This is a genomic window from Paenibacillus sp. SZ31 (genome assembly GCF_012912005.1).
Taxonomy (GTDB): domain Bacteria; phylum Bacillota; class Bacilli; order Paenibacillales; family Paenibacillaceae; genus Paenibacillus.
Window position 1 is genome coordinate 18,532 of sequence record NZ_JABBEA010000021.1, and the last position, 12,564, is coordinate 31,095.

Below are 12,564 nucleotides of genomic sequence, written 5' to 3' on the forward strand. Positions count from 1 at the left end.
TAGGAAAGGCTTAAACGTCAATTACATTTCTTTCATACAGAGTATACGGTTCATTCCAGGTTGGAGGTTGGTCCACAGTGCAGCTGCAAAAGGAAACAACGGTTTCTGTACGCGCCATCAGGCAGCGGAGAGTACGGATGAATGCCAGAACATGGGCACCTTATCTGTTTGTGTTACCGTTCATTTTGTCTTTTCTCATCTTCTTTGCCTACCCGTTATTTCGAGCCGGGGTTATGAGTTTCCAGCAGGTGCTCCCCGGAGACGTACAGTTTGTGGGGCTTGAGCATTACAGTAAGCTATGGAATGCCGATTTCCGGGCAGCACTGTGGAATAGCACGCGTTACACGTTCTGGACGCTACTCTTGTTGGTTCCCATTCCACTCGTGCTTGCTGTATTGCTCAATTCAAGTCGCATGATGGCTCGTAATGTGTTCCGATCGGCCCTGTTTATTCCGGCACTGACCTCCGTTGTTGTAGCGGGGGTTGTGTTCCGGCTTATCTTCGGCGAGCTGGATGGTGCGCTGATGAATTCCATCCTGAACCTGCTGGGTATTCCGAGCCAGCAATGGTTGTACAGTTCGTCCCTTGCGATGGTCGCACTGGTTGTACTGGCAGGTTGGCGCTGGATCGGTATTAATATGCTGTACTTTCTATCGGCATTGCAGAGCATCCCTAAGGATCTGTATGAAGCGGCAGATATCGATGGAGCGGGTGTGCTGAACAAATTCACCAAGATTACCGTACCGATGCTCAAACCGATCACGATCTATGTGGTGACGATTACTTTGTATGGCGGATATGCCATGTTCACGGAGAGTTACATGCTCTGGGCAGGCAAACCGTCTCCGCAAAATATCGGGTTAACGATGGTGGGGTATATCTACCAACAAGGTTTCCAGTATTTCAATCTGGGATTCGGTGCAGCAATTGGCATTACGCTGTTGGTGATTACACTCGTGATCAGTATGCTTCAGTTGACGGTGCTCGGCATGTTCAGGAAGGAGGATTAAGGCCTTGATGCGTAGATGGGGAATCAAACTGAATGTGGCTTCACTGCTCTTACTGATGTTGTTCGTGATCTTGGGTATCTTGATGCTGTTTCCGCTATATGCACTGATCCTCGCTTCGCTGAAACCGGCTACGGAACTGTTTCGATATGGACTCAATGTCCGATGGGATTGGGCATTAATGAGCTTCGAGAATTACAAATCGATCTTCACCGGAACGGGAGCAGCAGGGAACTATTTTATATGGTACAAAAACAGTCTTGTCATCACAGCATTATTCACGGTATTAAGTCTGCTGTTCTCCTCGATGGTCGGATATGGGCTGGGGGTCTATCGGTTCAGGGGCCAGAATCTGATCTTTACCCTGGTGCTGGTTGTTATGATGATCCCGATGGAGATTATCCTGCTTCCCTTATATGAACTGACGATTAAATTGAAGCTGATCAATACGGTGTGGGGCGTTATTCTGCCTTTTATCGTGGCACCCTTGCCCATCTTCTTCTTCAGGCAGTTTGCCCAAGGTTTGCCGAAGGATTTTATGGATGCAGGGCGGATTGATGGTTGTACGGAGTTCGGGATCTTCTTCCGCATTATGGTGCCGTTGATGGCTCCTGCATTTGGGGCGATAGCTATCTTGCAGGCGATGAACAGCTGGAATAACTTTCTCTGGCCACTCGTGGTGCTTCGGACAACAGAACAATTCACTTTGCCGATCGGACTCGCGTCTTTCGTATCGCCACTGGGCAATCATTACGAAGAACTAATCGCTGGAGCTGTGCTCGCCATTGTACCTATTCTGATTCTATTCCTGTTCTTCCAACGCTTTTTTATCTCAGGACTTACGGTTGGCGGGGTCAAAGGATAATGGCATAAATCTTTAAACCCGTAAACAGTTCAACAATTTACCTCGGCTCACGAACCCGATATAATAGGGATGGCGCATATTGGCCGGATCACAAATGCAGGCGGGATTGTTCTCCCTCCGAAGCAGAATGGGGACCCGAGTTGAAAACGTTCAAAAAAGTATATATTGAGATCACGAGTATCTGCAATCTGGCGTGCAGCTTCTGTCCGCAGACACAGCGTGCCAAAGGATTCATTGACCCTGAAGTCTTCAACAATATACTGGATCAAGTTAAACCACATACCAACCATATTTATTTACATGTCAAAGGTGAACCCTTGTTGCATCCCAAAATAGATTTGCTGCTCGATTCCGCACATGAGAAGGGACTCAAGGTGAACATTACAACGAATGGTACACTGTTGCCCAAGACTCAGCATAAATTGCTTGGCAAACCGGCGCTGCGCCAGATGAATTTCTCCTTGCACAGCTTCGATGGACATGAAGGTTCAACCGACCGTGACGGGTACCTGAGCAATATTCTCTCTTTTGTACACGAGGCCGTTAAGCACAATGTGATCATCTCATTCCGGTTGTGGAATCTGACACAGGATAACTTCACGAATGCTCAGATGAATCGAAATCGGGAGACCCTTGAATTACTGGAACGTGAATTCAATCTGGACTTCCGCATTGAGGAAAAAGTAGTTCCAGGCAGCGGGGTCAAAATTGCCCCGAATGTATACCTGAATCAGGATCATGAGTTCCAGTGGCCAAGTCTGGATGCACCCGAAGATGACGGCAAAGGCTTTTGCCATGCACTTCGCGGTCAGGCAGCTGTACTTGTGGATGGAACGGTGGTTCCATGCTGTCTCGATGGCGAGGGTGTCATTAACCTCGGTAACGTACACGAGAAATCATTCTCGGAGATTATTGAGGGTGAGCGAGCGAACAATCTGGTGTATGGTTTCTCCAAGCGGGAAGCTGTGGAAGAGTTGTGCAGGAAGTGCGGGTATCGTCAGCGTTTTGGAGCCTAGAATATATAGTAAATTAAATTATTTTCCTATAAGATCACGTTGTCTGTAACAGATGATGTGGTCTTTGTTGTGTTATTGAGGCTGTAAATAGAGCATATCCGAAGTTGATATTGGTACATAACAAGTAGACATTATACCGCAAAGCATACTGAAACATCAGGTTCTATGCTGGAAAATGATTACGTGACCTAATGATTATTCTCGTAATATTCCTTTATTTGGTAGGATCAGGGTAGGTTCCGAGGACAGAGATTTTTCTCTTAGTTTATAGGAAGACAAGTCTCTGCTTGAACCCATTCAATCCAAATAAGGGAGGATGTTTATTTATGAAAAAGATGTTGACGGTATTGTTGTCGGTGGGTCTGCTTGCTTCTACATTTGGTGCAATTCCGGTGTCTGCAGCTCCCGAGATCGTGAAGACAACAATTATTGTTCCTAAAGGAACGACGTATGATGGGAAAGGCAAAAGTGTTGCCGCAGATCCCAAAACATTAGGAGATGGCAGTCAGGCCGAGAACCAGAAACCCATTTTCCGACTGGAGGCAGGAGCTACGTTAAAGAATGTTGTGATTGAAGCACCGGCAGCGGATGGGGTGCACTGTTATGGCAACTGCAATATTGAAAATGTAACCTGGAAGGATGTCGGTGAGGATGCGCTCACGCTGAAATCCGCAGGGACTGTAAACATCACAGGTGGTGCGGCGTACAAGGCCTATGACAAAGTGTTCCAGATGAATGCATCCGGTACGATCAATATTAAAAATTTCAAAGCAAATGATATCGGCAAGCTGGTACGTCAAAATGGCGGAACATCCTATGCAGTCACAATGAATGTGTCCAACTCAGACATTTCCAATGTGAAGGATTCCATTTTGCGGACAGATAGCAGTTCTACCGTAGGTAAAATCACAAATACACGGTATTCCAAAGTGCCAACGCTGTTCAAGGGCTTTGCTTCAGGGAAAACGAGCCAGTCCGGAAACACGCAATATTAAAGCATTGCCACAATTACCCATCTGATGTACATTAGAAGCAATGAAATAAGTGAACCGGGAGCTCAATGAAGTTGGGCTGAGAGAGTGGCCTTGTGCCGCTGACCGTACATCTGATCTGGGTAATGCCAGCGTAGAGAACATGGATTTACAATGTGTAAGGGTGAAATGTGCAAATTAATGAGGAAAACAACATGACTTCTTTTAGCTGCGGTGGTTGGTCTGCTGCAACGGAGAGGGAATGATTGATATTCCGTCTTTTCGACATCCATCCCATACATCGTTGTGAGGATTGTATACTGTGCGTAAGGCCTGCCCGGAACCGGGGAGGCTTTTTTTGTTTATTTTTAGAGGTTGTTCAAAAAGTCTGCTTTTGATTACGAAGGATGCCTGACGGCATCATCAGCATCGAATATGGAATTCAGCCGAAATAAGCGGGAGGCTTACGAAGTATGTTTCCGAAGGAAACATTTTGGTTGCTCACGTAGTTTTCCCTACGCTCCGCTACTCCATTTCTAGCTTCATCCCATCTTCTTGGTACTGAAAACCAGTCTTTTTGAACACACACTTTTACAACCCTCACAGGGAGCAGAGGAAGGACGTAGAGAACATGGCAGCAACAGCAGGCAACAAACGATTGAAGCTAACAGATATTCTGGTAACCATCGTGATCGCAGTGGTGTTTGGAGTGATTTACAAGATATGGGGACCTACGTATGACCTGATGAAACCATTCGGCGTTCATGCGGAGCAGATGATCTACGGCATGTGGTTTATGGCGGGCACATTTGCTTTTGTCATCATTCGTAAACCGGGTGTGGCGATTCTTGCTGAGGTTGCAGCTTCAACGGTGAGTGCTTTTCTGGGCAGTGAATGGGGCATGTCTACACTTGTATATGGTCTGTTGCAAGGATTGGGAGCCGAGATATTCTTCGCCGCATTTTTGTATCGTAAAACCAATCTGTTCGTCACGTGTCTTGCAGCCATAGGAGCTGCCGCGGCTTCACTCTTGCTGGATTATCAGTACGGGTATATTGATTCACTCTCGGCGTGGAACTATACGTTGTTTATCGGATTCCGCTTCATTGGAAGTATTCTGATTGCTGGAGTGTTCGCTTATTATCTCGCCAAAGCATTGGAACTGACCGGTGTAACGCGTTCGCTCAGACCGGTATCCAAACAAGATTATGAGGCTCTGGATTAGATGAACGGGGAAGGGAATTCGCAAGCGGTAAGTGTGACGAATCTAAGATGCAAGTTCCCGGGAGAGAAGGCCTTGGTATTTCAAGGCTTGTCTCTCTCTGTGCGTCAAGGGGAGAAAGTGTTGTTGCTTGGACCTAGCGGCTCCGGGAAATCGACGTTATTGCAAATATTGAGCGGTCTGATACCACGTTCGGTTGAGATCCCGATGAAATGTGATGATATTCAGGTCCCTGCCAAAGCAGGAGTGGTCTTTCAAGACCCGGATACTCAGTTCTGCATGTCCTATACAGATGAAGAGATTGCATTTGTGCTGGAAAATCGAAATATTCCGCGTGAAGAGATGGGGGGTCTGATTGAATATTATCTGGATCAGGTGGGGTTATCCTTTGAACAGAATCGGACATTGATCCAATCGATGTCTCAGGGGATGAAGCAGCGTCTTGCGATTGCTTCGATGCTTGCCATGGACCCGGAGGTGTTGTTTCTGGATGAACCCACTGCACTGCTGGATGATGAGGGGACTTCCCAGGTGTGGGATACCGTCAAACAGATCGCCAGTGACAAAACGATCATTATCGTTGAACACAAAATCAATGAGATTGTGGATATGGTCGACCGTATCATTGTGTTATCACCTGAAGGAAAGATCGTGGCGGATGGGCCAGCACAGCAGGTATTCACGCATGAACGGGGTAAGCTGAAGGCTTATGGAATCTGGTATCCGGGTGTGTGGGAAGAGCGGGAGCAGGAGGAGGAGAAGGAGAAGGCAGCAAAGGAGGAAGTAGGAAGTATTTCTGGAGAGCACCGGGCATGTGAGGATCAGGGCTTTCCGAGCTTGGAAGCAGAGCAAGCGTCTAGTTTATCCGAAACAATCGGGATATTCCCCGTATCTCACGTATCATCCTTACCGCCTGTATCGCCTCCCTATCAGCCTGCACTGGATTTGCAGCAGTTCACCGGATGGCGTGGGAAAACATCATCTATTCAGGTGGAACAGGCCAAGGTATGGCATGGAGACTGGGTCGGTGTTGTGGGAGCTAACGGAGCTGGAAAAAGTTCGTTGTTATTGTCCCTGATAAATATTTTGAAAACGACAGGTCACTATGAGGTGGATGGTCAGCTCTCTGGCAAAACGGAGCAGCTCGCAGATCGAATTGCGTTTGTATTTCAGAATCCGGAATTTCAATTTGTGACCAACACTGTTGCGGAAGAAGTGGGATTTTCCTTGCTTGGGAGCAGGCTTACTACGGAAGAAAGACATGCTAGGACTGAGCATATGCTGAAGCAATTTGGGCTAATCGATCTGTCCGAGCGTCATCCTTACCAATTATCGATGGGGCAGAAACGACGCTTGAGTGTTGCCTCCGCTCTGGTGAGGGAGCAGCGGATTTTGCTGCTGGATGAACCTACTTTTGGACAGGATGCCCGCAATACGTTCGCCATGCTGGCACAACTGGAGCAATTGCGGCGTGAAGGAACAGGCATCGTTATGGTTACCCATGACCGTGAGATTGTAAAAAGATATTGCACCCGAATCTGGACGGTGGATGACGGGAGGTTATCTGATGCAACTGTCGTTCCCTCACCGTGAAACTTGGCTTCATGCCGTCAATCCCGGCTTGAAGATGATTATTCTGACATTGATGTTTGTTTTTGTTATCCTAATTCACAATCTGAATGTAATGGCCAACGTCGCGGTAGCTATGATGCTGTTACTGTGCTGGACAGGCCACCCGTGGTACAGATTAATACTGTACGCATCACCATTCATTCTGGTATTTATCTCTACATCTACAGGTATGATGATGTTTGGTAAGGGAGAGACCACGTGGTATAAGTGGGGACTGATTCATATTACAGAAGAGAGCTTCTATCGCGGACTACACTTAGGATTTCGCTCGCTCAGCATGGCAGCGGCCGGCTTACTTTTTGGACTGACAACGAAGCCGGTAAGACTGTTTTATTCTCTGATGCAGCAGTGGAGGCTTCCCGCAAAATATGCTTATAGCTTTCTGGCCGCGATGCGCATGATCCCGATTTTGCTGGATGAATTCCAGACGCTCCGTTATGCGATTCGCATTCGTGGAACAAGGCAACGCGGCTCTAGATGGAATGTGTATGGTACTCTCAAGCGTTATGCTATTCCGCTGCTGGCACAGAGTATTCGCCGTGCACAGCGAATGGCGGTAGCGATGGAAGCGAAGGGATTCACGGATGGCGCGAGCCGAACGTATTACATTCAGATTGGCTATTCCCGGGCTGATCTGTGGTTTGTATTTTATTATATGCTCACCTTAACAGCTGCTTATTACATGGGGGTCACTTTTCCTTATCATGCTACGATGGTGGATGTAAGGTAATACGGGAAGATGAAGAGAAATATATTGAGGTATACGGTAACTTTTTCCTGTTCACAGCGTCTATATGGAAATAACTTCTAATGGATGGGGATGAACGAAAGTGAAGACGGGTCCTGACTGGCAGAGAACGGGGTACAAATGGATTACCTTGACTGGATTATCAGCTGTGCTGTTGACGGGATGGATGCTCCTGGATTCCAAAATGGTCGTGCTTGGAGGACAAGCTTCGGCTACAACGCCACAAGCCTTGGGTGCAAGTCCTCAAGCCTCATCAACACAATTGGCCTACAAACAAGGTGAACCCGTTACGCTCATGTCCGACATCCCTCTGTTCCAAAACAGGAGGGACAGCAGTGTGGCTACTGACCAGATGAAAGTTGAATATTATACGACGAAAAGCGAAAAGTATACCCTTGCATCGGTTCGTGGTGAGTGGATACAACTCAAATCATCCGAGCATGGAGACTTTTGGCTGCCAAGTTGGTATGCGCTGAAGGGAAGCAGAAGCATGAAGAAAATGGCTCCCCAAAGCTTTACACTTCAATCGGGTAGCAAGCTGTATCTGGCGCCAGGCAGTACTTCAACCTGGTCTTTTGATAAAAGGCTAACAGATAGAGCTGTTATTGTTGCGGCGTGGGATGGATGGTACGGCGTCTCCATTGCCCCTCGAATCTGGAATAAGGAATCGTCCACTTATCGCCCTGTACTGCTCTGGATCAAGGAAAAGGATATAGATCAACGAATGAATGTGGCTGATGGCTGGTTCAATCAGGAGGCATCGCTGCCAACTTCGGTTATACGCCATCTGACAGATATTAAGCTGAACAAGGCAACCATCTCCAAACAAGTGGCTGGGTGGTTAGGCGAGCCGGATTGGAAAGAGAGTTCAAGCAATCTAAATTTCACGGGTTATTCAATGAATATTGGACAGACCTGGAGATATGAGCGGGAAGATGCGCAATTTCTGGTCACATTCAACAAGAATGGCAGACTGGTCAGAACACGCTGGAATTTAGCACAGGATAATCGAAATGCTGTCGTTTCCGATTGGAACATCAGTCGGGCGGATGAATATGAATTCACGACAAAAATCTATGGCACAACGCTTCCGCTGACAATCCCCTGGAAACCGGTATGGACCAACCAGGGGGATATTAACTACACTTTTTTACAAGCAGCCACGGATGATGTGCTCCTGATGAAAGGGGATGACGGTGGATTTAGCGGGGATTACTACGAAAGTTCCATATATGCCCTTGACCGACATTCCGGCCAGCAATTATGGGAGATCAACGGGGGTTTTGGAAGACAGCAGGCAGAGGTGGATACAGCACGCCAATACGTTACAATCTACAACGATTATGACCCTGATAAGAAAAAATACGTGGATCGTATTCGTCATCTGAACTTGAAGAACGGAAAGGTCACGTGGACGTACACCCCTAAGCAAAATTTCAGACTAGATGGCATTACCGCTGCAAAGAACGTCGTGGTTGTGGACAGCCCCGTTGTTGAGAACTCAAGCAACAGCTGGTTGACGGTTCTGGACAGTGCGAATGGAAAAACATTGTGGACGCGAAAACTGGCTACGGGTTATGAATTATTGAACAAGAGTGCAGATGACCCTTATGTGTTGTACTGGGAAAAGAATAAACTGGTTGCAGCCGATCCGCAATCAGGCCGAACCGTATGGAGCTTGAAGGCCAAACGATCCACCATAGAACAATTTGTGAATGATCCATATTTTGATGGAATCGAACGTCTGGATCCCTTTGCAACCACGAATGCTGAAAGATGGCTATCACTAGATAATCAGTGGCTCCTGCTTGATCTGAACACGGGGAAAAAGCTTGCCCAATTTCCTGCTCGGGTAGGACAGAGATTTGAGGAGCTGAACGATGGCATGCTGCTGATCCGTGAGAACAAAAACGGCGATCATTACGGAAAATATGAAGATTTTACAACCACCCTGTACGATGCCAAGACAGGCAAAACACGCTGGACGCTCAAGGGCAAGATTGAACGAGGACTGGTGGAAGAGGATCAGTTGTATGTAATTAAGAACGGCTACCCAGCGGCTTTGGATTATAAAACGGGGGAGACGCGTTGGAATGCCAAAGATACGATTGCAACGCTAAGGTATCCGACGAATCAGGGAAGTTACCTGATCATTGATGATCAGTTGCTGTTGCCCATGGACGAGAATCTGCTCGTATTGAATAAAAAGAATGGGGCATTGCTAGGTCGTGTACATGACGTTGTGATGGGAAGCCCGGAGCACCGGGACCGGGATGCGAAGAATGGAATGATTAACCGAATCGGAAATGAAGTGTATGTGGGTTCGTCCAACGGACGTTTTCGTGTATATGAAGCCAGCCGCTTTCAGGAGGCAATCTCACCTTAAAAGCTTGTCTCTCAAGGGATGTTGTTTTATTATAAATGAACAGGCTTGCTCGCGCTCCGGTTATCGGCTGTGCGGGCTTTCTTCATGTGTTCTTGAAGAACCATGCATGATCATTCACGGGAGGACTCTCCATGATCTCATTATATGGTGTAAGCAAACGTTATAACGAGCGCGGTTCCCGTGCAGATCAGGGATTCGAAGCATTAAGCTCGGTGTCCCTCGAAGTGGGACAAGGAGAAATACATGGCATCATCGGATCGAGTGGAGCAGGTAAATCCACGCTTCTGCGGATGCTCAACGGATTGGAAAAGCCGGATGATGGTGAGGTTGTTGTGAATGGGCAGCACCTGACCCAGATGAATGAACAGAGTCTACGTCAGGCACGAAGATCCATTGGTATGATCTTTCAACACTTCAATCTTGTCAGTAACCGTACGGTGAGTGGCAATGTCTGCATGCCATTGGAGCTTGCGGGTATGCCCCGTGCGCAGCGAGTTGAACGTGGACTTGAGGTGCTGCGGTTTGTTGGACTGGAAGACAAGGCGGGTCAATATCCTGCTCAGCTTAGCGGAGGACAGAAGCAGCGTGTGGCGATTGCACGAGCACTTGCCAGTCGTCCGGATGTGCTGCTCTGTGATGAACCGACCTCTTCGCTTGATCCACAGACCACGAACGGTATCCTGGATGTGCTTCGTCATATCAATGAAACGCTGGGCGTGACCATTGTTGTAGTGACGCATGAGATGGAAGTGGCTCGCAGACTATGTCATAGAATATCGGTCATGAAGGATGGGCGACTTGTTCGCACGTTGTCTAAAGCAGAAGTGAGCAGTATCCCTGCTCCGCAGCCTGATCTGCTGACCTCCTTACTTGCGGGTGACGAATACGGGATGACAGGATCGTCTTGGTTACGTCAGGCAGAACAGGAGGACAAGTTATGAAGATACCTGAGTCTGTGCTGAAGTATCAGCATGAGATATGGCAGGCGATCGGAGAGACTTTTGTCATGGTGGGCATCTCCATTGCGGCAGCTGTTCTGATTGGGTTACCTCTGGGTACACTCCTGTACTTATTCCGGAGAGGACAACGGTATCAGAATCAAACGTTGTCCTTTGTACTCGGTAGTGTCGTCAACATCGTTCGTTCGTTTCCGTTCTTACTGCTGGTTGTATTCATGATTCCATTCACACGGATCGTCGTGGGTACGTCCATCGGTACACTGGCGGCAACCGTGCCACTCTCGGTCATTGCGATTGCCCTTTACGCGAGACTGGTGGAACAAGCGTTGCTCGATGTACCGCGGGGAGTGGTTGAAGCTGCTGCTTCCATGGGGGCATCGACGATGCAGCTGGTGGTGAAATTCCTTTACGTGGAGGCACGATCTGGCCTTGTACTGGGAATCACAACAGCTACGATTAGCTTCATCTCCTACTCAACGGTGATGGGCATTGTAGGAGGTGGCGGGGTTGGCGATTTTGCCATTCGCTACGGTTATCAGCGCTTCGAAACGGAGATTATGGTATTTACGGTTATCATTATGATTATCCTGGTACAGATGATCCAATTCACAGGTAGCAGACTGTCCCACTGGCTGGATCGCAGATCCTGAACGGTTGGACCGTGCATTATCACGAAAAACCAATACAGATTATACGATGAGGGGTAGACACGAAATGAAAGCAAAAATGATGCTTATGTTGCTCGCAGTGATGCTGGTTGTAGCTGCTTGCGGACAAAAAGAAGAAACACCTGCGGCAGAAGGAACAAATGAAGACACACAAGCTGCACAAGAAGTTACGCTGAAAGTAGCCACGTTGATTCCACCGATGACAGATGTACTGGATATTGTTAAACCGTTGTTGAAGGAAGATGGCGTCAACTTGGAAGTTGTCGTGCTGTCCGATAACGTTCAGCCGAATACGGCACTCGCGAACAAGGAAGTGGATGCAAACTTCTTCCAGCACGTACCTTACATGACCCAATATAACGAAGCGAACAATGCAAATCTGGTGGCAGTACAACCTATCTATAACGCCATCTATGGAGGTTACTCCAAAAAGTATAAATCCATTGAGGAATTACCAGAAGGTGCAACGGTCGCGATTGCAAACGATCCGTCCAACATTGGTCGCTCTCTTGTAATGCTGGAGCAGAACGGACTGATTAAGCTGAAAGAGGGCGTAGGTTTTAACGCCACGCAGGCAGACATCACCGAGAATACGAAGAACTTCAAGTTCGAGGAAGTGGACTTGTTGATGCTGGCACGTATGATGGATGATGCTGATCTGGTAGCCATGACTCCGGCATATGCCAGCCCGCTCGGTCTCACACCGAAAAAGGATGCACTGTTAACTGAGAAAGATGATTCCCACTTTGCTATCACTATGGTTGCTCGTGATGACAACAAAGACTCCGAAGCCATTCAGAAGCTAGCTAAGCGCATGGCGGGTCCAGAGGTCAAAGCCTTCTTCGAAGAGAAGTACGCAGATATTGCTATCCCGGCATTTGAATAGAGAATATGTAGTCCAAATGTGAACACCCTGTGAGATCTGAGCGATAACGCTTGGGTCTTTTTTTTATGGAATCCGCTAGGCTATTAATAAGTGTTTAGAAACTTAACAATTTGGTCATACCGCTGATTTACTTTATTTAATAGTTTTTTCGTATAATTTGTTTGAAAGTAGTTCTTTAGGATTATAAATTAAGAGATTCAAGTA

11 protein-coding genes are annotated in these 12,564 nt (G+C 47.5%); all 11 read left to right on the plus strand.

Going from position 1 to position 12,564, the window contains the following annotated elements; genetic code table 11:
• The first annotated feature begins 137 nt into the window (after positions 1 to 137).
• The 11 genes from HF638_RS26045 to HF638_RS26095 all read left to right on the plus strand — a co-directional run bounded on the left by HF638_RS26045 (position 138) and on the right by HF638_RS26095 (position 12,360).
• Positions 138 to 1,010: a carbohydrate ABC transporter permease gene (locus tag HF638_RS26045; RefSeq protein ID WP_169482929.1), complete on the plus strand. Its 873-nt coding sequence runs from the start codon at positions 138 to 140 to the stop codon at positions 1,008 to 1,010.
• A 7-nt stretch (positions 1,011 to 1,017) separates the two neighbouring features.
• Entirely contained in the window at positions 1,018 to 1,872 is an 855-nt protein-coding gene (locus HF638_RS26050) for a carbohydrate ABC transporter permease (RefSeq protein WP_169482930.1), read from the plus strand.
• A gap of 140 nt (positions 1,873 to 2,012) precedes the next feature.
• A complete protein-coding gene (locus tag HF638_RS26055; protein ID WP_169482886.1) occupies positions 2,013 to 2,888 on the plus strand; it encodes a radical SAM/SPASM domain-containing protein in 876 nt (291 codons plus the stop codon).
• A 326-nt stretch (positions 2,889 to 3,214) separates the two neighbouring features.
• Positions 3,215 to 3,883, plus strand: a complete 669-nt coding sequence (locus tag HF638_RS26060; protein WP_169482887.1) for a pectate lyase — start codon at positions 3,215 to 3,217, stop codon at positions 3,881 to 3,883.
• 607 nt (positions 3,884 to 4,490) lie between these two features.
• Positions 4,491 to 5,084 carry an ECF transporter S component gene (locus tag HF638_RS26065; RefSeq protein WP_062837536.1) on the plus strand — a complete coding sequence of 198 codons (594 nt, stop codon included), beginning with the start codon at positions 4,491 to 4,493 and terminating at the stop codon, positions 5,082 to 5,084.
• Entirely contained in the window at positions 5,085 to 6,674 is a 1,590-nt protein-coding gene (locus HF638_RS26070; protein WP_169482888.1) for an ABC transporter ATP-binding protein, read from the plus strand.
• Positions 6,649 to 7,443, plus strand: coding sequence for an energy-coupling factor transporter transmembrane component T family protein (locus HF638_RS26075; RefSeq protein WP_169482889.1), 795 nt, complete (start codon positions 6,649 to 6,651; stop codon positions 7,441 to 7,443). The genes HF638_RS26070 and HF638_RS26075 overlap by 26 nt, the downstream gene beginning before the upstream one ends.
• Positions 7,444 to 7,543: 100 nt before the next feature.
• Positions 7,544 to 9,847: an outer membrane protein assembly factor BamB family protein gene (locus HF638_RS28950; RefSeq protein WP_169482890.1), complete on the plus strand. Its 2,304-nt coding sequence runs from the start codon at positions 7,544 to 7,546 to the stop codon at positions 9,845 to 9,847.
• A 131-nt stretch (positions 9,848 to 9,978) separates the two neighbouring features.
• Positions 9,979 to 10,788, plus strand: coding sequence for a methionine ABC transporter ATP-binding protein (locus tag HF638_RS26085; RefSeq protein WP_169482891.1), 810 nt, complete (start codon positions 9,979 to 9,981; stop codon positions 10,786 to 10,788).
• Positions 10,785 to 11,456 (plus strand): methionine ABC transporter permease, encoded by a 672-nt coding sequence (locus HF638_RS26090; protein WP_169482892.1) that lies wholly within the window; start codon positions 10,785 to 10,787, stop codon positions 11,454 to 11,456. The genes HF638_RS26085 and HF638_RS26090 overlap by 4 nt, the downstream gene beginning before the upstream one ends.
• Positions 11,457 to 11,520: 64 nt before the next feature.
• Positions 11,521 to 12,360 carry a MetQ/NlpA family ABC transporter substrate-binding protein gene (locus tag HF638_RS26095; RefSeq protein ID WP_169482893.1) on the plus strand — a complete coding sequence of 280 codons (840 nt, stop codon included), beginning with the start codon at positions 11,521 to 11,523 and terminating at the stop codon, positions 12,358 to 12,360.
• The last annotated feature ends 204 nt before the right edge of the window (positions 12,361 to 12,564 follow it).